Below are 22,989 nucleotides of genomic sequence, written 5' to 3'. Positions count from 1 at the left end.
GTTCAGGCTTGCTGCGCCTGCGCGAGGTATGCCTTCTGCGTGTGCACCGCGATTCCATGGTTCTTGAGCGCCGTGCGCCCCACGATCAGGTCGAACGTCATGTTCGTCCGGTCGGCCAGCGACACGTCGACCGACCAGCAGCGATCGGCGATGCAGAACTTGGTGCGGATGATGATGCGTTCTTCGGGGACGCCGCCGGTGTTCCTGATCTCGCGCACATCGTGCACCGGGCATTCGACGACGTTCGAAACCGACCCGTCTTCATGCACGGAACGGAATCGCACCCAGTCCTCGCCGTCATTTTCAAACCGCTCGACATCCTGTGCATGGAGCGCGGAGGTGCGCGCGCCGGTGTCGATCTTGGCCTTCAGCTCGCTCAACCCGAGATCGGGCAGGCTCACATACTCCAGCCAGCCGATCACCATGACCGGCTGAGCCGACCGCTTGCCGGGCTTTTTCTGCATCAAATTTCCTCGTGATGGTCCCGTTGCCATGGGGCCCTCTAGACGGGTGATTTTATTTTGTCTATAGACAATAAAAGTTTGGAAAATGGGGAATGAAGTTGAACGATTTGGAAGCCGCGGCAGTCAGGCTGGCCGAAATGTACGGGCAGGAATTCGGCGGAAAACCTTCGGGTCGCTATCGCATTCCGCGCAAACTGCTGGCCGAGCTGATGGGCCGTCGCCGGCTGTATGAGGAAGATGTCCGCGACCTTTCCCGCGCCGTGCTGGAGCAGGGCTATGTCCTGATCGACATGGAAACCTTCTTCGTGGTGATGAGCGCCAACTCCTTCGTCAACTATCGCCGCGTGGCGAGAGAAATGGTCGGCTGAGGCAGAACAATCCGCGCCTGCATGGGGCGCCCGCCCCCTTCGCAACCGCAAATCACGCGCCGATGGCGTCAATTACCATGCTCACTACCACGCTCGCTCCCACGCAAGGGGTGCATCCGCGATTCGACAATGTCGTCGCAGAACACCTCGGGGAGCTACCATGTCCGTCAGCCAATTTGCCGAACCGCCCACGATCGCGCCCGAAGCCCTGCTTGAGGACACGCATGGCACCCTGCGTAGCCTGCGCCGCGACCATTCGCTGATCCGCTTCGGCAAACGGCAATTCCTGGTGCTGCGCGCCGAGGACGCCAATTCTGTCCTGGCCGACCCGCGCATGCGGGCGCTGGAGGGAAGCGAATATGTCCAATTGCACGATTTGCCCGAAGGCGCGGCAACCCGCTTCTTCCGGGACTTCTTCCTGCTCTCCAATGGGCAGGATCACCGCACGATCCGCTCGCTCTTTGCCCACTCATTCTCGCTGGGACGGATGACAGCGAAGCGGCCGCAAATGGGCGAGGTGGCACGCCAGATCGCCCATGAGCTGCCGCGCGGCAGACCCTTCGACTTTCTCGACCGCATGGCAGCCCGCGTCCCGGCAGAAATGATCGCCAGCCTGCTGGGCCTGGACCCCGGCGATATCCCCTATTTCAGCCAGCGGGCCTATTCGCTTGCCCTCGCATTTTCACCGATCTACCCGCATGACCGGCACGCCGAGATCGAGGTGGCCGCCGCAGAGATGTACGACTACGTCTATCGGAACCTGCAGGACCGGCTGGAAGACCCGCGCGACGACTTGCTCTCCAGCCTCGCCACCATGTGGCAGGACCAGCGGCCCATCAGCTTTTCCAGCCTCGTCCACCAGGTGATCGGCCTGATACTGGGCGGCGTGGACACGACGCGCGCTGCCTTTGCCATGCTGGTCTCGCTACTGCTCCAGCATCCGGAGCAGTGGCAGGCGGTGAAGGACGACCCCGCCCTGATCCCCGGCGCGGTGGCAGAGGGGTTGCGCTACGATCCGTCGGTCGGATCGGTGGTGCGAATTGCCACTGAACCGCTCGAGGTATGCGGTTTCCCGATTGAGCCCGGACATATCCTGCGCGTGAGCACGATGGCGGCGCTGCGCGATCCGGAAGTCTATGCCGACCCCGAACGATTCGACGTCCGCCGCACCGACCACCCGCGCATGCACCCCGTCTTCAGCCAGGGCCCGCATCGCTGCATCGGCCAGGCGCTAGCACAAATCGAGATGGAAGAGGCGCTCGGCGCGCTGGTGGATATCGCGCCGCGGATCGAGCTGGTCGAGGCACCAGCACTGACCGGCATTGGCGGGATCAGGCAGATTTCCCCGATGATCGTGCGGATCGCCTGATCGCCCGCGTCACTGCGCCGGAACGCTCTCCACCCGTGCAGCCACAACGGCCGCCTCGTCATGCAAATGCGCACCCTGTTCGCGCAGCACCTTGCGGATAGCATCCACGTCCACCGCACGCGGCTGCACGCCCTGATCCGCCGCCAGCGCCGCACCCACGCCTGCCGCATGGCCCGTCAGCCAGCATTGCGGGATCTCGCGCATGAAGCCGTGGCTGTTGGCATCGCAGCTGATATGCCGCCCGCCGACCAGCAGCCCGTCCAGGTTGCGCGGCACCAGCGAGCCATAGGGCACGCTCACCACCGGGAATTTGGGGCTGATCGAGGGGGAGACGCCCACCTCGTCCGCCACTGCCGTGCCATTGCTCCAATCCTTGCGCTCGATCCGTCCCAGACCCGCCAGACGCCGCGTATGGCGCACGCCCAGCTGGCTGGCGCTTTGCAGTGAATAGACGTTCTCGAAGCCCGGCGCATGGCGGCGGAAAAACTGGCAATGCCCCTCCATCAGCCGGTGGCTGCGGATTTCGACTTCGGTCTGGTCATCGACATTGAGGGCGGAAAGGCCACTCTGCCGCGGTCCCAGGAACAGCGCGATATCGGGCCGCCAGCTCACATAGGGCGTCTGGAAGTATCCTAGTTCCTCGCGGCCCCGCGCCATGAACTCACGCAGCTCGTTCGGATGATAGACCTTCCAGTCGATCCAGCGGTCCATGTTCACGCCGCCCAGCACCCAGCCGGTGTTCATCGAATGGTGGACGTCGCCTTCCTCGATATCGGTATCGAACTCCGCCCCGGCGCGGGCAAACATGTCGCCATCGCCGGTCGTGTCGACCACCACCTTGGCGAGCAGCGCGTTGCGGCCCTGCTTGCTTTCGAAGATCACGCCCTTGGCCGTGCCGTCCTCTACCAGCGGGCGCGCGGCCCAGGCATGGAAGACGATGCGGACGCCAGCCTCCAGCAGCATTTCCTGCGCATTGAGCTTCATCCGCTCCGGATCGAGCGTGGGCGCCCATTGCACGATGCCGTGAAAGGCGGTGGTGCGGTTGGACCAATAGGCGAACTTGTCATGGTCGGTGCTGCCCCAATCCTCCTTCGGGGGACCGGCCACAGCCTCGGGCGGCATGCGGTCGATGAATTCGCGCGCGAAACCCTGGATCACGTGATTGCCCTGCCAATCGGTCATGCGGTCGATCCACATGACGAGGCCGCCCGTGGAAAGCCCGCCGAGGCAGTTATAGCGTTCCACCAGCGTCACATCCGCACCGGCCTTGGCCGCAGCCCAAGCAGCCGCGCAACCGGCGGGACCGCCACCGATCACGGCGACATCGCACGTGTGATAGATATCGATCTCGCGCGCATCCTCGCGGATAGTACCCGTGCCATTGGGCGGCGGCAGGTTGCGCGCGCTGCTTTCAAACACGTCGGAGCCCAGGAAGCGCTCCTCGCTGTGGCCCTCGACGCTGGCCATCTTCACTTCATCATTTGCCATATGCCGGCCGATCTATCGCCCCATATGGCAAGCGGCAAGCGAGGTGGTCAGGAAAGGATTGCATAGACCCTCTCCATTCGCTAGTTGCCCGCGCTCTCCATTGGGGAAATGAGGCCCGATGGCGGAGTGGTTACGCAGAGGACTGCAAATCCTTGCACGCCGGTTCGATTCCGGCTCGGGCCTCCACATTTTCGGCCATTGCGCTGGCGATAAACCGGCGATAATGGCCCCGGGAAGAGTGCCGCTTTAGCTCAGTTGGTAGAGCACATCATTCGTAATGATGGGGTCAGGTGTTCGAGTCACCTAAGCGGCACCACTTTTCATGAATGGCGGAAAGCCGCCATTTCTTGCTAACCCCATTCAAGACAGCTGAGAACTCTCGATTGAGTAGGGCGCCCCAGTGTCGGTTTTGCGCCCCGTTTCGGTCACTAGAGACGGTTCGCTTGGTCCCCGAAAGCGGACATGACCTCGTGAACCGGGAATGACAGCAAAGTCGTCCGATGCTGGACGGCAGGTTACAACCGCATATACGGAATAGCGAACATAGGGCTGCGTCGGTGTCTCCACGCGCAAGGCCTTGGCAAGCGCCCGAATTGTCAGTCCCTAGCTGCTGAGGTTACCCCGCCATCTGGGACAGGTTTGCTGCAAAGTTTAACTCAAGCCGAAGCGGTCATGCCGCGAACTTGGTTATGTGTGCCTCCATGAATGAACTTGCACCTTTACCAAGGAGCCAACACAGTTAGAGTAAATTGAACTGAATGATATTCTGAATCTGGGGTATGCATGCTGAATAGAGGCTCTGAATGGCGCAGGTGAGAGCCATATATTAATGCTCCGTGGACGGTCATGAATAACCAGTTTAGCGGACCAAATGCGTGGAACGATTACCTAACCGCACTCGAACAACCTCCCCGAAGCGCAAAGAAATCGAGTCGACAAGCCCGAACAAACCTTGGCTGCCTGCGATGTCGGCGGGTGCCACGAGTTCCTACCTGGTGAACATCATCATGGATGCAAGCCGGCCTTTGGAGATCGACCACAGCCGCTTCAGCTCGGGCTGGGTCAGCACCACCGGGATATTGCGGGCGTGAGCGGTGCGGACCAGCTTGCGGTCGAGCGTATGCGTGAAGAAGAACCGCAATGCTGCGACTATGCTGTTCATGGTCGGCGCCGGTACGCCTGCTGTCTGCTGCTCGATCTGGAACCGGCGAATATCTTCGGCGCTCGCGGTGTGGGGTGAGCGCTCTAGCCAGGTTGCGAACCGCCCGACATCGCGCAGATGGTTACGCTGCGTATCATGGCTGAAGCGGCGCATGGTCAAGTCTTGGATCAGCCGCTGGCGAAGCAGGCTGACCGGACCAATCGGAATAATCTCGTTCATTGATCGACTCTTCAGGTTGAAGGAGCTGAAAGGGTCTGCATATGGCGGACATCGCTCAATCCAAGCGGTGCGCTCGTGGGCCTGCGCTTACCTCAACGCCAGCGCCACTCCGGCGTAGCGGGTTCGTGCTACGGTCGGATGCGGACCGCGCAAGGCGGGCGCCAGCGCTGAGACAGCCCTTGCGGTGCGGGACCGCGCTATTGCCCTGCGGTCCGCCCTTCCCTCAGTCGCCGCCCTGCCCGGCCGATACTGCGGCGGGGGCAGGCGCAAGAGGTGCGCGCTCCTGCACCACCAGCAACCCTGCCTCGAACAATCGCGTCATGGCGCCCGCCACCGCGGCGCCCGGTTCGCCGCGCCCAGCGGCGTCCACGGGACGCCAGTCGCCCTCGTGGCGCAGTTCGATCCCCCCGCCGAGCGCTTCGAGCGCATCCCATTCCGCCAGTGGCATTTCGAGGCCCCGGCGCAAGGCGCCGCGCGGCAGGTGCAGATGCGCGCTCTCGTCCCTTCCATCGCCCGCGCCGACGCTGCGGTAGCGAATGAGGGTCGCCGCCGCGAGATCAGCTGCGGCGACGAAGCTCGTGGTCGATGCGCTTTCCTCCAGCGCCAGGCGGGCATCGATATGGCGCAGCGCATGATCGAGGTCGAAATCCTCCCACACGTCCTTGTCCGAGCGGAGCGTCCAGCCGCCCGCTTGCGCCGTGCGGCGGATGGTGAGGACCAGCGGAGCGAGCAGGTCCAGCCCGCAGGCGCGCAAGTGCCGCAGGAGCATACGCACGTCCCCGCGATAGCGCGCATAGCCGTGCTTCAGCGCCCCGATGCTGGCGCGGATGGCATATTCCTCGGCGCTAACCGGCTGGCCGATCAGGCAGAGCGACTGGCAACCATCGCGCGGCTCGCCGCCAGCTTGCGACAAATGGCCGGAAATCCCGCCTCCGATCTCGCCGACAATCACCGCCACGCCGCCCTCGGTCAGGTGATCGGGCGCCCCGGCCACCACCTTGCGCCACAAGCCGTCGCCGCGCGCGCCGCCGTCGCGGAAGACGGCAGGCGAGGCAGCGGGCGGCGTCGGCATGAAGGGCGGCTGGCTGACCAGCAGGTCGAACCGCTCCCCTGCGACCGGCGCGAATAGGTCGCCGCAGCGAAATTCCACGTTGTCGAACCCGTTTAACCGCGCATTGAGCACGAGGAAGGCTCCGGCGCGCGGGTTGATGTCGGTCCCGACCGCAATTGCGGCGCCGCGCGCGAGGTGCAGCAGGATCGCACCCGCACCGCACCCGATCTGATCCTCCCCCGGTGCACGAACTGTCGATCAGCTTCACCTACCTGTGCATTGCAGTGCACTTCAAAGGCGGTAGGCTCCCCGGGCGAAATTGCAGGCCAGATCGGTGGCCAGCGTGCTGTCAGTCTAATCGCAACTTGGCTCCGATCGCCGCATCAATCCCCTTCCCGCGGTCAGATCAGGCCAGGAGGTTTTGCCACTCGGCCAGTGCAGCCGAGCGGTTCGCTTTATAAGTCATGCTGTCGGTGAAGTGGCAGTCGAGATTGAGGTGGTTGTAGACGTTGTGATGGACAGCGGCGAACCTCTGTCAGCTCTTCATCTGTCGAAACCCGAGCATGACACGTTACCCCGTCTTCGGAAAGGCAGGTGGCCGTTCTCGACCCTGTTGTTGGCCCAGCGTCCCACCTCCCGCTTGCTGGCATTGCCAAGTTCTGCCATCGCGACCTTGTACGAACGCAGACCCTCGGTGGTTATCTCCTCAGGAGATCCGTGCCGTTTCAGCGCCTTTTTATGAACCGCAAGGCGCCTTTCTTGTCGCGGGTCTTCGTCACGTAGCTTTCGAGGGCCTCGCCCTCCTAGTCGACCGCGCGCCAGAGGTAATGCATCTCGCCGTTGATCATCACGTAGACCTCGTCGAGGTACCACTTCCACTGTCTGAAACCTCTCATCCTGCTTATGCGCTGGCGGCTGATGTCAGCTGCGAACAGCGGACCGAACCTGTCCCACCAATGCCGCACCGTCTCGTGACAGATACCCCCTCCCACCGAAAGTGACCTGACACCACGGAAACGCTGGAGAGGCTCCCGGCGGCCCGGCCCTCACATAGGACGGGTTCCAATTGGACTGGCCGGATTGTGGAAAGCCCAGCCCGAAAGCTGACAGTCTCCTGTCGGCCCTTTCGAGCCAGTCTGCTTTTGCGCCCTCCATGCGGTCATTCGAAGCAATCGTAGCTGTGCCCAGAAGCAGACGTCTGATCACGTCCGCTCAAATGGGTAGGGGATGCACCGTCTGCGGCACTCTGACCAGCTGGCAGAATTGGATGACTTTGCAGCATGTGACGGGATGAAGCCGGGAGCTGGCCCTCTCGTCTGATCTCAACCAATCAAGCGACAATATCCGCTCGAGGAATGGCTAGCCCCTCATCCCAATAGGGTGGGCTTCCGAAAGCCAATTTCAAATGATCGATGAGCGCTCGCAGTTTGACCGAAGGCCCATGTTCACGATGAAAGGCTATCAAAATTGGGGTGATGTCCGGGTCGACGCCGATGTTGAGCAATTCGAGCTTGCCGGCCTTGATCGCTCGAAAACTGTGAAAGGTAGGAAGCCAAGCGATGCCGAGACCCGCGATGGCGGCATCTCGCATCGCGTAACATGAACTGACCCGAAGTCGCGGCGTTACATGCGCTACGACACGCTCGATTTCAGCCTCAAAGCTCCAATCGTTTGGTCCCCGGTCGAGATAATGGATTGCCTGGTGCTCTTGCAATTCATCGACCGAACCTGGCCTGCCGCACCGGTCAAGATACGACGGAGCTGCCACAAGTGTGCGGCGGCTGAAGGCGAGCTCCTCTGTCGCTAGGTTCGGAAGTGGCACAGGGGAAATCCGCACGAGCGCGTCAAACGAAGTGCCCAGATCGCCGATCCGGTCATCAAAGTCTGCTGTGACTTTTACCTGCGGATACAGTGCCATGAAATCGTAGAGGGCCGGCCCCAGATGCAGGTCGCCGAAGGCACGCGGGACGACAAGGCGAAGTGGACCCGAAACTTCTCCCCGCCGCCGGGCTACGTCTTCCTTGGCCTCGTTGGTTTCCGCAACAATGCGCCGCGCTCGCTCGAGCAGCGCGTTCCCGTCTTCGGTTAGCGTGTGACTGCGGCTGTTGCGGATCATCAGCTTGGTGCCGAGCGAATGTTCGAGCTCGATCAACCTCTCGCTGACAGTCGATCTGGACACGCCCAGCAAGCGGGCCGCTCCGTTTATCGACCCATTGTCCGCCACGGCAACAAAGGCCACTATTCCGTCGAGCTTCATGGGTCGGAATCTCCGGAAGATTGGTTCGGATCTTCCCGCCTTCCCCCTTACTCTAGTTCCGATCATAAAACCAACGGGCGCTCAGGCGAAACGAGGCGCCCTTGTCGGTCGCAGTTCTCCTACTTGAGCCAGGAAGGGCCAAGGCATGAAACCAGCTTCGTTCTTGTCGATGTGCCTGGTCGTGACCCTGTGGCTCTCCTCCACGGCTGCCACTGCGCAGGACTTCGTGTTCCCGACCAGCTTCCGCACACAGGAGGTCGCCACCAACGGAACCACCCTGCATGTGCGGATCGGCGGCAGCGGACCCGCAGTGCTGCTCCTCCATGGCTATGCCGAGACGGGCGACATGTGGGCGCCGCTCGCGCGGGATTTGATGCGCGACCACACGGTGATCGTGCCGGACCTGCGCGGCATGGGTCTGTCCGCACGGCCGCCTTTGGGGTATGATAAAAAGACCCAGGGTCAGGACATGGCCGGCCTGCTGGACGCATTGGACGTAACAGAGACCGACCTCGTTACCCATGACATCGGAAACATGGTGGGCTTTGCCTTTGCCGCGCAGCACCGCGACCGGGTCAGACGCTTCGTGCTGATGGATGCACCGCTACCCGGCGTCGGCCCGTGGGAGGATATCCTGAAGAATCCCTTGTTGTGGCACTTCCGGTTCGGAGGTCCCGACATGGAACGCCTGGTGGCCGGACGCGAGCGAATCTATCTCGACCGGTTCTGGAACGAGTTCTCCGCCGATCCGGCCCGGTTCGCCGAAACGTCCCGCGAACACTACGCGCGCCTCTATGCAGCACCCGGAGCCATGCACGCAGGCTTCGCACAGTTCGCGGCCTTCGATCAGGACGCGCTCGACAACCAGGCCTTTCTTGCCGAAGGCAAGCTGACCATGCCTGTACTCGCAATTGGCGGCGCGCAGTCCTTCGGCTCCACCATGGCAAGCGTGACGCGGTTTGCGGCAACCGATGTTTCGGAAGGCGTCATCCCAGATGCCGGGCACTGGCTGATGGAGGAACAGCCCGAGACGACCGTAAGAATGATCCGCGACTTCATTGGTCGCGACCATGGATGATGGCCAAGTGCTAGAAGGCATCCGGCCAGCAATTGCACCGGCTGCGGTGCCAGGGCGCGATCCCTCCCACAGCCCCTTCGGTGCCATCTTGACAGATCAGGGTGAAGGCGCCGCCGGCGCAGGAACCTGCATTTTCTGGCGGCTGCATCGGTTGGAATAGCGCTCACGAACATGCCTGGAGTTGCACTTTCAAATCCCGCCATTTCCCAAGGCGAACGAAGAATGGGTACGCTCACCACCAAGGACGGTACCGAGATCTTCTACAAGGATTGGGGACCGCGCGACGCCCGGCCGATCGTGTTTCACCACGGCTGTCCGCTCAGCGCCGATGACTGGGACAACCAGACGATGTTCTTCTTGCTCGCAGGCTGCCGGGTTATCGCGCATGACCGGTGCGGGCACGGCCGCTCGACACAGACCGACACCGGGATTGAGATGGAAACCTACGCCGCCGATGTGGCCGCGCTGACCGACCATCTCAATCTCGAAGGTGCGGTCCACGTGGGTCACTCCACGGGCGGAGGCGTAGTGACGCGTTACATTGCCCGTTCGAAGCCGGGCCGCGTCAGCAAGGCCGTGCTCATCGGAGCCATCCCGCCGATCATGCTCAAGACGACGGCCAGCCCCGGCGGCCTGCTGCTGGACGTGTTCGACGGCTTCCGTGCTGCGTTGGCTGCCAACCGCACACAGTTCTATCGCGACGTGGCCAGCGGGACCTTTCTACGGCTTCAACCGTCCGGGCACGACCATCAGCCAGGCCCTCATCGACAACTGGTGGCGGCAAGGCATGATGGGCGGCGCCAAGGCGCATTGCGACTGCATCAAGGCCCTCTCGGAAACAGATTTCACCGAGAATCTGCAAGCCATCACGGCGCCGGTCCTGATCATGCACGGGTGTACGATCAGATCGTGCCGATAGCCGATTCCGCCGAACTGGCTATCAAGCTGGTCAAGCGCGGTACCTCAAGACCTATCCGGGTTTTCCGCATGGCATGGCCTCAACCCAACCCGAAATTATCAACGCCGACCTGCTCGCCTTGGTCCGGAGCTGACGCGATGGCTGAAACCGCTGGTATCTTCATCCCTATCTCGCACGAGACCGACAAGCAGGTCTGGTGCCGTGAAGCGCACTGACACCTCTTTCGAGGAGCAATCCCATGACCTTCCGAGCCGAAAAGCTGATCAATCCCGACGACACACTGTTCATCTTCATCGACCACCAGCCGCAGATGGCCTTTGGCGTCACCAGCATCGACCGCCAGACACTCAAGAACAACACCGTAGCACTCGCCAAGGCGGCCAAGCTGTTCGGTGTGCCGATCGTCCTGACCGCGGTCGAGACCGAGGGGTTCTCCGGCTATATCTGGCCCGAATTGCTGGACGTTGTGCAGCAAAGGCCGATCGAGCGGACCTCGATGAATTCCTGGGATTCCGGCGCGCTGGTCGCCCAGGTCCAGGCGAGCGGCAAGAAGAAGCTCGTCATCGCCGCTTTGTGGACCGAGGCCTGCCTGCTGTTCCCGACGCTGTCCGCGCTCGAGGAAGGGTTCGAGGTGTTCATCGTTACCGATGCTTCGGGCGGGACCTCGCAGGAAGCGCATGATGCGGCCGTGCGCCGGATGGAGCAGGCCGGTGCACACTCGCTGACAACGATCAACGCAGTGCTCGAACTCCAGCGCGACTGGGCCAACCGTGAAACCTACGACGAGCTTATGGACATCGTGCGCGAGCATCTGGGTGCCTATGGCATGGGCGTCGACTACGCCTACACGATGGTCCACAAGGCGCCTCAACGAGGCACCTTCCCGCACGAAGCTTCCTCTCTGGCGGGGTCGAAGGCGCCCGCTGCGTGATCCTTCGGCACGGTTTCTGGTTCCGCTCCCTGGCCGAAAGCGCGAATTCAGCTCCGCCAAGGCTCAAGAGCTCCTTGGTTGGAAGCCGCGCCCGACGGAGACCACGATCGTTGACACAGCCCGAAGCGCCATCGCGGTGGGAACTGCTTAGGCCAGACCGTGCCCCAAGCTGATGAGGCCGAGAAGGTCAATTGCCATGGCAGCTCACGCATGTTCGAAGCCAGAACCCGACAGTCCGAAACCGGCCCAAAGTTCATGCCTGGCAGGGCCGAATGCATCCATCGGTTTTGGTCGAGCCCACGCTCATCATTCTGTTCCGGAATTGCGCAGGAGGTCCTTCGGAAAGTTTGCCGCCAAGTGATCGATCAATGCCCGCACGGAGGGGGGAAGGCCGCGCCTGGTCGTGAAAACCAGATGCACAATACCCTGCTGGCCCTGCCATTCGGGCAGGACCTGAACCAGTTGGCCTGCTTCCAGCGCCCGCAAGCAGACATGCCAGGGCAGAAGGGCAATCCCCAGACCTGAAATCGCCGCTTCGCGCACCGCCGCCATGTCTTCGCATCCGAGCCGCGGGTAATGGCGGTGCATTGCCGTTCGTCCATTGCGGGTTTCCAGCGCCCACTCGATCTCCATGTCAGCGTCGCTGGTCGCGAGTGTTGGCAGGCGGGCGAGATCAGAGACCTCCTGCAAGCGATGGGCCAGCGCGGGGGCCGCGACGAGGATTCTGGTCGAACTGCCGAGACTTCGCATGGTCAATTCGGCATCACTGGTCAGCGCCGTCCTGACGCGCAAGGCGAGGTCGATCCGTTCCCCGATCAGGTCCACCGGCCGGTCGGTTGCGAGTAGTTGCAGCTGCACCTTGGGATATTTCCGCAGGAAACCGTGAACAAGGTCCGATACCACCTCGATCATCCCTGTAGGACAACTGAAGCGCATGCGGCCATGCGGTTCCGATTGGGCCTGTGCCACAAGCGCTTCTGCCTGTTCGGCTTCCAGTTGAATCGCGCGGCAACGTTCATAGAAAGCCTGGCCGACATCGGTCACCCGAAAGCGCCGGCTCGAACGTTCGATCAGCCGCAGTCCCAGCCGCTCCTCCAACCGGGCGATACGGCGACTGAGCTTGGACTTGGGCTCGCGCAGTGCACGCCCGGCAGCCGCGAAACCGCCATGGCGCACAACCTCGGCGAAATAGGCAAAGTCGTTTAGGTCGCTCTTCATCGTTCTTATTTTGGAACGATAGAGGCCATTTTTGGCCACTACAAGGATTAGCGTTGCAAGTTCATCTCCTTTGTCCACGGCGAGGCAGTCTCGACCGAGAGCAAAGGAGAATTCACATGAGCAAGTTCGACAACAAGGTCGTGGTCATCACCGGCGGAACCAGCGGCATCGGCCTGGGCACGGCAAAGGCTTTCGCCTCGAAGGGGGCGGCAGTCTACATCACTGGTCGGCGCCAGGAGGCGCTCGACGCCGCGGTGCGGGCCATCGGCGGCAACGTCACCGGCGTGCGCGGCGACATGTCCAGCCTGGCCGATCTCGACCGGCTGTATGACATCGTCCAGCAGAGCCATGCGCAGATCGATGTGCTGTTCGTCAATGCCGGCGGCGGCGAACTCGCCCCGCTTGGCGCGATTACCGAAGAGCATTACCAGTCCACTTTCGACACCAATGTGAAGGGCGTGCTCTTCACTGTGCAGAAGGCCCTGCCGGTGCTGCGCGATGGCGCATCCATCATCCTCACCTCGTCCACCACCGGTACGGCGGGCACGGCGAATTTCAGTGTCTATTCGGCCAGCAAGGCGGCGGTGCGCAATTTCGCGCGCAGCTGGATCCTCGACCTCAAGGATCGTGGCATCCGTGTGAATGTAGTCAGCCCCGGCCTCACCGAAACCGCGGGTCTCAACGATCTGTTCGGCGGCGGCGAGCAGGCCGAAGGCGTCAAGGACTTCATGATCGGCACCATCCCGTCGGGCCGGATCGGGCGGCCGGAAGATATCGCCAACGCCGTGCTTTTCCTCGCTTCCGAGGACTCGAGCTTCGTCAACGGTATCGAGCTGTTCGTCGATGGCGGCATGAACCAGATTTGAGAGCACGCGGAGCGGGGCGGAAAGACCGACTAACCGGTCGTTGCGCCCCGCCTCCCACCACGTCGCCAACACCCTTTCCAGAAAGGATCAGCCCATGACCAAGATCGCCTATTCCACCACTGCCACCGCTACCGGCGGGCGCGATGGCCGCGCCCGGACCACCGATGGCTCCTTCGAAGTCGCCCTCGCCACACCGAAAGAGCTCGGCGGCACTGGCATGGGTAACAACCCCGAGCAGCTGTTCGCATCGGGCTATGCTGCATGTTTCCTGGGCGCGATGAAATATGTCGCGGCGCAGGGAAGCCACGCCAAGGTGCCTGCCGACGCATCCGTCACCGCCACGGTCGGCATCGGTCCGCGCGCAGACAAGGGCTTCGGCTTGACGGTAACGCTGGAAATCAGCCTGCCCGGCCTGTCGGAGGCCGAATCCGAAGCGCTGATTGCGGAGGCGGATACGATCTGCCCCTATTCGCATGCCGTGCGCGGCAATATCGAAGTTCAGCTCAAGACAGCGTAAAGCCAGGCAGGCTGGCCACAAGGGCGGGACCGCCGGGAGGTGGTCCCGCCCTTGGTTGACTTCAGCTCAGACGCACCCGAGTTCGATCAGGCTCCTGGCCGTATCCGCCATGGTCTGAGCAACTGGCCGGGTTTGCCAGCCGAGGAGATGACGGGCCTTGTCGCTGCTGGCGAGGCGTATCCGGCCCAGTTGCGGGACGAGCTCGCGCAATTGCGGGCTCATGAGCGCACCGAGCCGCACCAGCCAGTCCGGCAACTGCCGTGTCGGCACCTTGTGGGCATCCGGGCCGAGCTCGTCGCGCAGAATCCGGGCCACTTCGAATAGTGAAAGCTGCGGCTCGGCCACCGCCATGAACCGCTCTCCGGCTGCAGACGGCGCGGTCAACGCTTTGGATTGCAGTTTCACCAGGTCACGTACATCGACAATTCCGAAGTTTAGCCGAGGCACGCCGGGCATCCCCTGGAGCAGCCGCTGGACAAGCACGATCGAGCTGGAAAGCCGTGCTCCCAGAACCGGGCCGAAGATGCCGACCGGATTGACGACGGTCAGCTCCAGACCACCGCCTTGATTCGCGATGAAATCCCAAGCTGCCCGCTCTGCGACTATCTTCGACCTGACATAGGGCTGCACATCCCGGCCATCGGGATCGCTCCAATCGGCTTCGGTGAAGGCGCGTCCGTTTTCCGGGTGACCATAGCCGATAGCGGCGAAGGAGGAGGTGAGGACGACCCGCTTCACTCCCGCATCGCGTGCGGCACGCAGGACACGCAATGTTCCATCGCGGGCAGTGCCGATCAGGCGATCCTCGTCAGCGACAGCGCCGGATGGAAAGGGTGAGGCAATGTGCATTGCATAGTCGCACCCTTTCAGTGCTTGCGGCCAGCCATCGTCATACGCCAAATCCGCTTCTGCAAATTCCAGCCTTCCGACGTCATCCACCCCGGCCACGCGAACCATGTCTCGCAGCTCGTCCGCCTGGCTCGCATTGCGCAGGGTCGCGCGAACGCGATTCCCGTCCGAGAGAAGTCGGACAATCTGATGACCGCCCACGAAGCCGGTGCCCCCGGTAACCAGTACATTTGCCATTGTCGGCCTTCTTCAGAAGTTATCTCTTGTTGGGCCTGCACTTCGGTTACTAGGTTCGATTCATCAACCAGGATGGATTTTATTACCTAGTATGGAAAATCAGACCAACGGCACACAGAGCGGTCTCGCGGACAGTTGCGAGGAATGCTCAGAGCCTGAGACAGTCGATGTCATGCGCTTCCAGCGCGCCATTCGCGCGATCACCGGGAAGTGGAAAATCGAGATCATGTGCAGCCTGATCATGGGGCCGTTGCGCTTCGGCCAACTGCGCCGCGCGCTGCCCGGTATCACCCAACACATGCTGACCGAGCAACTGCGCGCGCTTGCTGCGGACGGCATTGTCATCCGCATCCAATTTCCGGAAATCCCGCCGCGCGTGGAATATGAGCTGACCCGCGCCGGCAAGGATCTCATCCCGCTGTTCGCGATGATACGCGACTGGGCACTGCGCTACGAAGCCGAACTCGGCTTCGCGCAGGATGGGGAAGGATAGCTCTGTGTCAGATGCCGCATGGCGGCTTCGCTAATCTTCCTGCGTCGAGCCGTTCGCGCTGAACAGTTCGAGCCCGCTGAACGGCCCGCCCAGCTGCATCATCCGGCCCCCTGATGCGAGCGAACCAATCGCGATCGGGCGCAGGTGCATATCGTCGACCAGTTGCGCGACCGTGCCGACAGCCTCCGCATCGTCTCCGGCCAGGAACAGGACGCGGCGCAAACCATCGGCTGGGAGCGGCGCGAACATATGCTCGATGGGGAGCGTGTTGAACGCTTTCACGACGCGCGCCGTGGGCGCCAGACGCGCCACAATCTCGCTTCCGGAATCTTCTCCCAGATCGTCGATCTCGAAATCCGGAGCGTAGCTCACGAAGATATTCGTGGCGTCGACGAGGATCCGGCCATTCCATGCAATGTCAGCCGAAAGGAGGTCGGCAACTTTCGTCCATGGCACGGCCATAATGACGACGGGTTTGTCCAGCGCTTCGACAAGGGTTCCAGCCGTTACGCATTGTCCGAGCTCGGCAACCAGATCGCGCAAGCTCTCAGGGCCGCGACTGTTGGCGATAGTTGCGTCGTGTCCCGCTTCAGAAAGGCGGCTGGCCAGGGTCTGGCCGACCGTAGCTGCTCCGAGAATTCCGATTTGCATGATCCATTCTCCCGGGAAGTGTTGGCCTGTCGGCCATCGCCGTGGACGATGGTGATTGTATCACGGGTCGCGCGCCCGGACGACGCTTTCAGGCACATCCCGCCGCTTGTTTTGCGAACAATCCTCCGGCCTGTCGCGAGATCACGCCCAATTCGCCTTCGCCACCTCGAGGATCAGGTTTTCAAGAAAACCGAACAAATCGACGCAGATTATCTGGATATCTCCGAAGCAAAAAGGAGGCTTGAACTGTCCCTATCCCGGGACACCCCAGTCTCGCGGTCAAGTTTCAAGGAGATTGACCATGAATATCGACAATATTGCGGATCGGGCCGTCCCTGCCGGATCCCTTCAAGCTGTATCCCAACCCGTTGCATCCTGGCTCCAGCTGACCGGTCGTGCCGGTCTGGCAGCCATCTTCATCTTGAGCGGCCTGTCCAAGATCGCCGCGCCAGAAGCCACAATCGGCTACATCGCCTCGGTCGGCCTGCCCCTTCCCGAACTGGCGCTCGTCGGCGCGATTGTCGTCGAGGTGATCGGCGGCCTTGCCCTGGTTCTGGGCTACCGCACCAAGGCCGTGGCCGGTGTGCTCGCGCTGTTCTCTCTGGCAACTGCCATCGCCTTCCATGCCGATCTCGCTGACCAGAACCAGTTCATCCACTTCTTCAAGAATGTCGCCATGGCTGGCGGCCTTGCCCAAGTGGTCGCTGCTGGCGCTGGTCGCCTTTCGCTCGATTCCCGCCGTTGAACTGAGATGCACGCGCCTTCTCGCATGGCGCGTGCACTCCTACCCCATGAAGGATACAAACCATGACCGAACGCCAAACCGACACCCAGATCGACCCGCTCTTCCTCGATCGCTGGTCTCCGCGGGCTTTTGACCAATCCGACATTACCGAAAGTGATCTCAGGACCATTCTCGATGCCGCGCGCTGGGCACCCTCCGCCTTCAATTACCAGCCCTGGCGGCTGCTATATGCGAAACGCGGCGATGCCCATTGGGATCTCTTCCTCGCGCTGCTGATCCCCTTCAACCAGAGCTGGGCGAGGGATGCCTCGGCCCTGCTTTTCATCACCTCGGATTCGGTTTCGATCGGGCCGAACGGGCCCACGCCGTCCTACAGCCACAGCTTCGACGCCGGTGCCGCCTGGGCGCAATTGGCCTTGCAAGCCATCAGATCCGGCTATCACGCCCATGCGATGACCGGCGTGGACTTCGACCGGGCGCGAGCCGAACTGGCGATCCCGGAGAGCTTCCGCATCGAAGCGGCCGTGGCGATCGGCAAGCGCGCCGATGTTTCCGTTCTGCCCGAAGGGTTGCAGGACAAGGAGGTCAAGAGCGACCGCAAGCCACTCGACACAATTGCCTTTGCAGGAGGCTTCCCCGCCTGATTGCTTTCCCCCATTCCCCCGGTGCCTGGTTGAAGCTAGCTTCAGCCGGGCATTTTCTTGACTGCTGGAGGCTCTGACATGGCGCAACCGGGCACGCCCACTTTCGATCAGCTGCGCATCTTCATGGCGGTGGTGGAAGCCGGCAGCTTCGCCGGCGCCGGCCGCAAGCTGAACCGTGCCGTGTCCGTGATTTCCTATGGCATAGAGAACCTCGAAGCCCAGCTCGGCCTCAAGCTATTCATCCGCGAGGGGACCAAGAAGCCGGTCTTGACGGAGGCCGGCCACGCGATCCTGGCCGAAGCGCAACGGGTGGGCAACGCGGTCGACGGCCTGCGGGCGCGGACCAAGGGCCTGCTTGACGGCCTCGAGGCGGAAGTCACGCTGGTGGTTGACGTGTTCCTTCCATCGGAACGGCTGGCCAATGTGCTGAATGCCTTCGCCAAGGAGTTCCCCACAGTATCGCTGCGCCTGCATGTCGAAACACTGGGCGCGGTCGCCGCGCTGGTGCTGGATGGGCGCGCCGGGCTGGGCGTGGCAGGGCAGGTGGCCGCACAATTCGAAGGGCTGGAGCGGCATGCCGCAGGGTCGGTGGCGCTGGTCCCGGTGGCCGCGCCCGGCCATCCGCTGGCGCAATTGGCGAAGCCCATGCCGGGTGCCGCGCGCGAGCATATCCAGCTCGTCCTCGCCGACCGCTCGACGCTCACCGCCGGGCGGGACTTTGCCGTGGCCTCTCCACGCAACTGGAGGCTCGCCGACCTCGGGGCGAAGCATCACCTGCTCAAGGCCGGCCTCGGCTGGGGCAATATGCCGCTGCCTATGGTGGAGGCCGATCTGGAACAAGGCTGCCTGGTAAGACTCGACCTGCCAGACGCACAAGGAGGGAACTTCCGCTTCTCGACCATACACCGCGCAGACAGCCCGCCCGGTCCGGCGGCGTCATGGCTCAAGCAGCGGTTTATCGAGCTGGGCGAGGCGGACGGGCAAGGCGGCCTGCCCGACGTTTGATCCCCGACGTTCGAACCCATGCAAAGCGGGGCGGACCATCGCTGGCCTGCCCCGCATGCGTGAACCGCTGCTGCGCCGTCAGAAGCGGTAGGAAACGCCCGCCAGCACCTGATGACGCTCGAGATCGTCCTCGTCGAAATCATACTGGTGATAGCGGTATTCCAGCCGGGCCGAGACGTTGTTGATCAGCTTGTGCTCGACACCGCCGCCGACGAACCAGCCGTCGAGATTCTCCGTTTCGTAGCCGGTCGCTGAGACATCGCTCAGGCGAACACGGCTGTTGGAATAGCCGCCGCGGACATAGGCCAGCGTGCTGTCGCCCACGACATAACCGGCACGGGTGGAGATATCGAAGGCATAGCGCTGGTCGACAGCGACCAGGTTGTTGGCCCCGGAGATCCGGTCATCCACGCCAATCTGGAAACCGCCTTCGACGCCCAGCACGACATTGTCGGCAACTGCATGGTCGTACCCCGCATAGATGCCGCCGACAAAAGAGTCGCGTTCCTGGGTGGAGGTCGCCGCGCCGTCGGGAAGCGGCGCGCGGTCATTGTTCCAGCCGATCTGGACGCCAGCATAGGGGCCTTCGAAGCTCTGCGCCAAAGAGGTTGCGGGAAGCAGTGCCGTGGCGGCAAGCGCAAGGAGGGAGAGGGACTTCATCGTATATTCCTTTCTGGGGGTATTCGGTGTGATTGGAGTGGTCAGCCGACGTCGACAAGCACCAGCTCGCTGTCTTCGAGGGCGGTGATGGTGATGGTGTCCAACTCGGCGATGGCGAGGCCGTCGCGAGCCCCGACTTCGATGCCGCCCACAGTCACGCGACCGGTGGCGGGCACCAGATAGGCCTTGCGGTCCACACCGACGGGATAGGTCAGCGTTTCGCCGGCCTTGGCAGTGGCACCCAGCACGCGGGCCTTCGCCCGGATCGGCAGGACATCGTCATTCGCGTCCATTCCGGAAGCGAGCACGGCGAAGTGCCCACTGCGATCGGCCTTGGGAAAAGGCCGCGCCCCCCAGACGGGCTCGCCGCCTTGCTCGTCGGGCAGGATCCATATCTGGAAAATCTGGGTGACCTCGTCCTCCAGATTGTATTCCGAGTGGCGGATGCCGGTCCCGGCGCTCATCACCTGGACGTCACCGGCCGCGGTCCGGCCTTCATTGCCCAGGCTGTCACGATGCGTGATGGCTCCTTTGCGGACATAGGTGATAATTTCCATGTCCCGATGGGGATGCGGCGGAAAGCCGGTGCCGGGCGCGATAATGTCATCGTTCCAAACGCGCAGCTGGCCCCAGTGCATCCTTTGCGGATCGTGATAACCAGCAAAGGAAAAGTGGTGATGGGCGTCCAGCCAACCATGGTCAGCATGGCCGAGATCGGAAAATTTGCGCAGTTCAATCATGGTCTTCTCCTTCAGCAAGAGAACTGATGGAGAGGATGTAGGCGCGTCGATTTATTCGCAGGACTGGGATAATCTAGATCATTTTTTTCGGCTTTTCCGAAAACAGCCATGGTATTTTTATCTGCAGGGGAAGGAATCGCGCTAAACTGACATCCTCGAAGCGGCATAGCGGCGGCAACTGGTTCGCATTGTGAGGGGAGTACTTCGCAACCAAACTGAATGGGGAGTACTCAGTCAGCTTCGGCATCAATTTGGGTTGCCAACCGAACGGCAGCTATTCGAGGTTCGACTGCAATAGCGGACCGTCGGAAGACGGCCGATAACCCGCCATTCTCCTGGCCCTAATGGAGGGATCAGGGCCTCGATAGAAAAATTTCCCAATGATTTGAGTGCCCATCTTTGTCGTCTATGGGGCACCACCCACCCTCCGAATCGCCAGTGCTCTGATAGATCCGGCACTGACAGGTCGAGCAATGCGCCCTGTCAGCGAAATTCTGTCAGCGGGACAGCGGTTGGGGAGCCGCGGGCGTTGCCGGGGTGACGTTGATCGCAACGCCATAGAGCCGCCACCGGCCATTCAGCGGCTCGTAGAGCAGATCGAAATTAACCTGCTGGGGGGCGGAAGGGAAATAACCTGCCAGTCGCAGCATGCCGTTGGGCTCGATCATCGGCGGCAGCGCGAGTTGCGGCTCGAGCACCGCGATCGCGGACAGGTCCAGGTTCTGGCTGCGCAGGTTGGCGAAGACATCGGCAAGCCGCGCAGTCGTGTTGGCGCCCTGGAAGCCGGGCGCCCCAAGCTCGCGCAGCACGGTATAATTGCCGGTCTTGTTCGCCTGGTCGACTGCCAGCAGGCTTGAGCGAACAAGGATCAGAACCCCGTTCCAGTCGATCTGCGCAGGCCTGCTGCCCGGTTCGGCGGCTTCGGGCGCGGCGTCCTGCGCATGCGCCACCGGTGCGGGCATAGCCACCAGACCGGCAGCAAGTGCCATTGCCCCTAGCGAAAAGGCGGAGTGCTTTCCGCCGTCCCGAAACCGCAAAACCATATCCTCCCAGACTTACCAGGCGAGAGTGACGCCGGCCCTGCCGCCGACACCGCCGCGCTCGCCAACACCGAGGCCGCCTTGCGCGTAGACATTGTTGCCCAGCCTGCCAACGCCGGAAAGCGAGAAGGCATGTTCGCCGCGATACGTGCCCCAGCCGCCGGAAACAGCAAACGACGCGCCCTGCGGAAGGATGGCGCCGCCCATTGCCATGGCGAGGGCGCTGCCTTCGTAACCGCGCCGAATGTCATCGCGCAGTTCTGCCACACCCGATTCCAGGATGCCGACGCGCCCGTCGATCGCGGTGACCTGGTTGCTCAGCCCGTTGACGGTCGTCCCGAGTGTGGCGACTTCGGTGGTCAAGCCACTGACATTCGTTTCCAGCGTGCCGACCCGCCCATCGACGGAAGCCACCTGCGTAGTCAGGCCACCAACATCGGTTTCCAGAGTGTCGACCCGTCCATCAAGCGATGCCACGTCACTGGTCAGGCCGCTAACGTCCGGAATATCGAGAACGGTCGTAGCGAGGTTGCCGGAGGCATCCGCAGTAACGACCTGCACCGGCCCGCTCTGAGCCGCGAGGCTGGCCGCGGAATTGATCCCCGCGAACGTGTAGGTATTGCCGGCATTACCGATGGCGACCTGCTGGTCTTGGGTCGTGGTGACGCCGTTGCCGATCGCCACGGCACCGACATGCGCCACATTGTTCCCGCTGCCCAGCGATACGGCATCAGCCCCCGTAACGGTCGAGCTGTTGCCGACCGCGATGGCGTTCACCGCGTTCACCGTGTTGCTGTTACCGACGATCGCCGAACCGGAAGCGTTCGCAGCCGAGGCAACGGTATTGTTCGAACCCAGAAGGTTGATGTTGTCACCATTCCCGGCCGTCGCTGGCACATTCACATTGTTGTTGTTGCCGGTCACGAAAGTGCCGTTGCCATTGACGACGTTGGGATCGCCGAACGCAAAGCTGCCGTTACCCGCCACGGTATTGCCGGTACCGAAAGCCCCGGAATTCGTGCCGTTCACGGTGTTTCCTGTGCCAAAGGCGGATGAGTTGGCACCGGTCACTGTGCTGTTGGAACCAACGACAGTGCTGTTCGCGCTGTTGTTGTTGACGACGGTGCTGCCACCGATGGCGACGCTCAGGTTGGAGAGCGCACGGGCAGGAGTCGCGCCCGTCCCGTCACCGCCGCCAATGGCGACGCTGTAGGCCCCGAAGGACTGGACGAAAGTGGCGGTATTTGGATTTGAGCCAGCGCCGATCGCCGTGCTGTAGATCCCCGCAGGACCGCCAAAAGCGTTCGCATTTGCGCCGATGGACGTCACACCGGCGGCTGGCGTACCTGCCCCGGCAAAGCTACCCATGGTTGTCGTATTCTCGCCGAGAGCGAAGGCTCCGAAACCGAATGCACTCGCGCCGCCCGATGTCCCGGTGGGCGCCCCGTTGGCTGTCGAGAAGGTCCCGCATACCACGTCGTGTTGGTTCGTAGCCACCGAGTTGCCGCTCCCATGCGGAGCGCCGCCGGTTGCGCTGACCCCGCACACTGCCTGCGCGGCAGCCTCGCTGGATGAAAGCGATGCGACCAGTGCTACGCCTGACACCAAGCCAAGCGCGATGATTTTTTTGTCCATTGTCAGCTTGCCCCCAAGTAAAACTACGTAGGGTCCATATTGCCCTGCGTCCGAAAATCAAGCTTGGGCAGAAGCCTGGCGGGCTATCAGGCAAAGAGCCTTTCAGCAGGTGAAGTCGCCAAGACCCATTCGAACAGCTCAGGCATGCCTGGATGGACCAGATGCAAGCCGGTCAACTCTGAAGGATGGAAACGTTATTTAAATATTTGAAATAACGTGAACATATTCGGCCGTTTCAGGACAATGGGACACTGACTCAAGTGCCCCAAGCTGTACCATCGAAACGGGAATTTGCCATGCACCTTTGCCTGCGCAGCCATCTGCCCGGTATTGGCTTGGATCGCTTCACCTGCAGCTCGCTGAAAAGATCGCAACGAGCAGGG

22 protein-coding genes, 2 tRNA genes and 2 pseudogenes are annotated in these 22,989 nt (G+C 62.2%); 13 read left to right on the top strand and 13 right to left on the bottom strand.

The window, feature by feature from the left end; genetic code table 11:
• Positions 1-2: 2 nt before the first annotated feature.
• Positions 3-464: an ATP-dependent zinc protease family protein gene (locus E5222_RS01440; RefSeq protein WP_136691817.1), complete on the bottom strand. Its 462-nt coding sequence runs from the start codon at positions 462-464 to the stop codon at positions 3-5.
• 92 nt (positions 465-556) lie between these two features.
• Between E5222_RS01440 and E5222_RS01435 the strand changes: the two genes are divergently transcribed.
• Both E5222_RS01435 and E5222_RS01430 read left to right on the top strand, forming a co-directional pair.
• The gene (locus E5222_RS01435) at positions 557-832 is read left to right on the top strand and encodes a hypothetical protein (RefSeq protein WP_136691815.1); all 276 of its coding nucleotides are present in this window, start codon (positions 557-559) and stop codon (positions 830-832) included.
• A gap of 160 nt (positions 833-992) precedes the next feature.
• Positions 993-2,201, top strand: a complete 1,209-nt coding sequence (locus E5222_RS01430) for a cytochrome P450 (protein ID WP_136691814.1) — start codon at positions 993-995, stop codon at positions 2,199-2,201.
• A gap of 9 nt (positions 2,202-2,210) precedes the next feature.
• Here E5222_RS01430 and E5222_RS01425 read toward each other — a convergent pair whose 3' ends face one another.
• A complete protein-coding gene (locus E5222_RS01425) occupies positions 2,211-3,689 on the bottom strand; it encodes an FAD-dependent oxidoreductase (RefSeq protein ID WP_246021501.1) in 1,479 nt (492 codons plus the stop codon).
• A gap of 112 nt (positions 3,690-3,801) precedes the next feature.
• Here E5222_RS01425 and E5222_RS01420 point away from each other — a divergent pair.
• Together E5222_RS01420 and E5222_RS01415 are read left to right on the top strand one after the other, a co-directional pair.
• A tRNA-Cys gene (locus E5222_RS01420) sits at positions 3,802-3,875 on the top strand.
• 54 nt (positions 3,876-3,929) lie between these two features.
• Positions 3,930-4,005, top strand: a tRNA-Thr gene (locus E5222_RS01415).
• 672 nt (positions 4,006-4,677) lie between these two features.
• On the opposite strand, the gene E5222_RS01410 is transcribed toward E5222_RS01415, so the two are convergent.
• The 4 genes and pseudogenes from E5222_RS01410 to E5222_RS01395 form a co-directional block, all read right to left on the bottom strand.
• Positions 4,678-5,070: a phage integrase N-terminal SAM-like domain-containing protein gene (locus tag E5222_RS01410; protein ID WP_136691812.1), complete on the bottom strand. Its 393-nt coding sequence runs from the start codon at positions 5,068-5,070 to the stop codon at positions 4,678-4,680.
• A 223-nt stretch (positions 5,071-5,293) separates the two neighbouring features.
• Entirely contained in the window at positions 5,294-6,349 is a 1,056-nt protein-coding gene (locus E5222_RS01405) for a methyltransferase (RefSeq protein WP_136691810.1), read from the bottom strand.
• 178 nt (positions 6,350-6,527) lie between these two features.
• A pseudogene (locus tag E5222_RS16900) lies at positions 6,528-7,110 on the bottom strand (IS6 family transposase); the annotation flags it as partial.
• A 341-nt stretch (positions 7,111-7,451) separates the two neighbouring features.
• Positions 7,452-8,378, bottom strand: a complete 927-nt coding sequence (locus E5222_RS01395; protein WP_136691809.1) for a LysR family transcriptional regulator — start codon at positions 8,376-8,378, stop codon at positions 7,452-7,454.
• A gap of 145 nt (positions 8,379-8,523) precedes the next feature.
• Between E5222_RS01395 and E5222_RS01390 the strand changes: the two genes are divergently transcribed.
• The 3 genes and pseudogenes from E5222_RS01390 (at position 8,524) to E5222_RS01380 (ending at position 11,306) form a co-directional block, all read left to right on the top strand.
• Entirely contained in the window at positions 8,524-9,456 is a 933-nt protein-coding gene (locus tag E5222_RS01390) for an alpha/beta fold hydrolase (RefSeq protein ID WP_136691807.1), read from the top strand.
• Positions 9,457-9,678: 222 nt separating this feature from the next.
• Positions 9,679-10,508: pseudogene (locus tag E5222_RS01385) on the top strand (alpha/beta fold hydrolase).
• Between the two features lie 105 nt (positions 10,509-10,613).
• A complete protein-coding gene (locus tag E5222_RS01380) occupies positions 10,614-11,306 on the top strand; it encodes a hydrolase (protein WP_136691805.1) in 693 nt (230 codons plus the stop codon).
• A gap of 306 nt (positions 11,307-11,612) precedes the next feature.
• On the opposite strand, the gene E5222_RS01375 is transcribed toward E5222_RS01380, so the two are convergent.
• A complete protein-coding gene (locus E5222_RS01375; RefSeq protein ID WP_246021499.1) occupies positions 11,613-12,563 on the bottom strand; it encodes a LysR family transcriptional regulator in 951 nt (316 codons plus the stop codon).
• A gap of 77 nt (positions 12,564-12,640) precedes the next feature.
• Between E5222_RS01375 and E5222_RS01370 the strand changes: the two genes are divergently transcribed.
• Positions 12,641-13,390, top strand: coding sequence for an SDR family NAD(P)-dependent oxidoreductase (locus E5222_RS01370; protein WP_136691803.1), 750 nt, complete (start codon positions 12,641-12,643; stop codon positions 13,388-13,390).
• 94 nt (positions 13,391-13,484) lie between these two features.
• The gene (locus tag E5222_RS01365; protein ID WP_136691801.1) at positions 13,485-13,907 is read left to right on the top strand and encodes an organic hydroperoxide resistance protein; all 423 of its coding nucleotides are present in this window, start codon (positions 13,485-13,487) and stop codon (positions 13,905-13,907) included.
• 66 nt (positions 13,908-13,973) lie between these two features.
• Here E5222_RS01365 and E5222_RS01360 read toward each other — a convergent pair whose 3' ends face one another.
• A complete protein-coding gene (locus E5222_RS01360) occupies positions 13,974-14,993 on the bottom strand; it encodes an NAD-dependent epimerase/dehydratase family protein (RefSeq protein ID WP_136691799.1) in 1,020 nt (339 codons plus the stop codon).
• 91 nt (positions 14,994-15,084) lie between these two features.
• On the opposite strand from E5222_RS01360, the gene E5222_RS01355 reads away from it, so the two are divergent.
• Entirely contained in the window at positions 15,085-15,486 is a 402-nt protein-coding gene (locus tag E5222_RS01355) for a winged helix-turn-helix transcriptional regulator (RefSeq protein ID WP_211196071.1), read from the top strand.
• Between the two features lie 30 nt (positions 15,487-15,516).
• Here the strand turns inward: E5222_RS01355 and E5222_RS01350 are convergent, their stop codons facing one another.
• A complete protein-coding gene (locus E5222_RS01350) occupies positions 15,517-16,137 on the bottom strand; it encodes an NADPH-dependent F420 reductase (protein ID WP_136691798.1) in 621 nt (206 codons plus the stop codon).
• 307 nt (positions 16,138-16,444) lie between these two features.
• On the opposite strand from E5222_RS01350, the gene E5222_RS01345 reads away from it, so the two are divergent.
• From E5222_RS01345 to E5222_RS01335, 3 genes are all read left to right on the top strand, one after another.
• A complete protein-coding gene (locus E5222_RS01345) occupies positions 16,445-16,882 on the top strand; it encodes a DoxX family protein (protein ID WP_425456237.1) in 438 nt (145 codons plus the stop codon).
• A 62-nt stretch (positions 16,883-16,944) separates the two neighbouring features.
• The gene (locus tag E5222_RS01340) at positions 16,945-17,526 is read left to right on the top strand and encodes a nitroreductase family protein (protein WP_136691794.1); all 582 of its coding nucleotides are present in this window, start codon (positions 16,945-16,947) and stop codon (positions 17,524-17,526) included.
• 78 nt (positions 17,527-17,604) lie between these two features.
• Entirely contained in the window at positions 17,605-18,531 is a 927-nt protein-coding gene (locus E5222_RS01335; protein ID WP_136691792.1) for a LysR family transcriptional regulator, read from the top strand.
• 78 nt (positions 18,532-18,609) lie between these two features.
• Here E5222_RS01335 and E5222_RS01330 read toward each other — a convergent pair whose 3' ends face one another.
• The 4 genes from E5222_RS01330 to E5222_RS01315 form a co-directional block, all read right to left on the bottom strand.
• Complete coding sequence (locus E5222_RS01330; RefSeq protein ID WP_136691790.1) at positions 18,610-19,191, bottom strand: outer membrane protein; 582 nt, start codon at positions 19,189-19,191, stop codon at positions 18,610-18,612.
• A gap of 41 nt (positions 19,192-19,232) precedes the next feature.
• Complete coding sequence (locus E5222_RS01325) at positions 19,233-19,931, bottom strand: pirin family protein (protein WP_136691789.1); 699 nt, start codon at positions 19,929-19,931, stop codon at positions 19,233-19,235.
• 497 nt (positions 19,932-20,428) lie between these two features.
• Entirely contained in the window at positions 20,429-20,899 is a 471-nt protein-coding gene (locus tag E5222_RS01320) for a hypothetical protein (protein ID WP_136691787.1), read from the bottom strand.
• Between the two features lie 87 nt (positions 20,900-20,986).
• Positions 20,987-22,468 (bottom strand): hypothetical protein, encoded by a 1,482-nt coding sequence (locus E5222_RS01315; protein WP_169053445.1) that lies wholly within the window; start codon positions 22,466-22,468, stop codon positions 20,987-20,989.
• Between the last annotated feature and the right edge of the window lie 521 nt (positions 22,469-22,989).

It is taken from the genome of Alteraurantiacibacter aquimixticola, from assembly GCF_004965515.1.
GTDB lineage: Bacteria > Pseudomonadota > Alphaproteobacteria > Sphingomonadales > Sphingomonadaceae > Alteraurantiacibacter > Alteraurantiacibacter aquimixticola.
This window is presented reverse-complemented; position numbering and strand designations above follow the sequence as displayed.

Excerpts from the sequence above, each read along its gene's own strand:
- E5222_RS01440 (WP_136691817.1), bottom strand. The coding sequence starts at position 464 with ATGCAGAAAAAGCCCGGCAAGCGGTCGGCTCAGCCGGTCATGGTGATC.
- E5222_RS01435 (WP_136691815.1), top strand. The coding sequence starts at position 557 with ATGAAGTTGAACGATTTGGAAGCCGCGGCAGTCAGGCTGGCCGAAATG.
- E5222_RS01430 (WP_136691814.1), top strand. The coding sequence starts at position 993 with ATGTCCGTCAGCCAATTTGCCGAACCGCCCACGATCGCGCCCGAAGCC.
- E5222_RS01425 (WP_246021501.1), bottom strand. The coding sequence starts at position 3,689 with ATGGCAAATGATGAAGTGAAGATGGCCAGCGTCGAGGGCCACAGCGAG.
- E5222_RS01410 (WP_136691812.1), bottom strand. The coding sequence starts at position 5,070 with ATGAACGAGATTATTCCGATTGGTCCGGTCAGCCTGCTTCGCCAGCGG.
- E5222_RS01395 (WP_136691809.1), bottom strand. The coding sequence starts at position 8,378 with ATGAAGCTCGACGGAATAGTGGCCTTTGTTGCCGTGGCGGACAATGGG.
- E5222_RS01390 (WP_136691807.1), top strand. The coding sequence starts at position 8,524 with ATGAAACCAGCTTCGTTCTTGTCGATGTGCCTGGTCGTGACCCTGTGG.
- E5222_RS01380 (WP_136691805.1), top strand. The coding sequence starts at position 10,614 with ATGACCTTCCGAGCCGAAAAGCTGATCAATCCCGACGACACACTGTTC.
- E5222_RS01370 (WP_136691803.1), top strand. The coding sequence starts at position 12,641 with ATGAGCAAGTTCGACAACAAGGTCGTGGTCATCACCGGCGGAACCAGC.
- E5222_RS01365 (WP_136691801.1), top strand. The coding sequence starts at position 13,485 with ATGACCAAGATCGCCTATTCCACCACTGCCACCGCTACCGGCGGGCGC.
- E5222_RS01360 (WP_136691799.1), bottom strand. The coding sequence starts at position 14,993 with ATGGCAAATGTACTGGTTACCGGGGGCACCGGCTTCGTGGGCGGTCAT.
- E5222_RS01355 (WP_211196071.1), top strand. The coding sequence starts at position 15,085 with ATGGAAAATCAGACCAACGGCACACAGAGCGGTCTCGCGGACAGTTGC.
- E5222_RS01350 (WP_136691798.1), bottom strand. The coding sequence starts at position 16,137 with ATGCAAATCGGAATTCTCGGAGCAGCTACGGTCGGCCAGACCCTGGCC.
- E5222_RS01340 (WP_136691794.1), top strand. The coding sequence starts at position 16,945 with ATGACCGAACGCCAAACCGACACCCAGATCGACCCGCTCTTCCTCGAT.
- E5222_RS01335 (WP_136691792.1), top strand. The coding sequence starts at position 17,605 with ATGGCGCAACCGGGCACGCCCACTTTCGATCAGCTGCGCATCTTCATG.
- E5222_RS01330 (WP_136691790.1), bottom strand. The coding sequence starts at position 19,191 with ATGAAGTCCCTCTCCCTCCTTGCGCTTGCCGCCACGGCACTGCTTCCC.
- E5222_RS01325 (WP_136691789.1), bottom strand. The coding sequence starts at position 19,931 with ATGATTGAACTGCGCAAATTTTCCGATCTCGGCCATGCTGACCATGGT.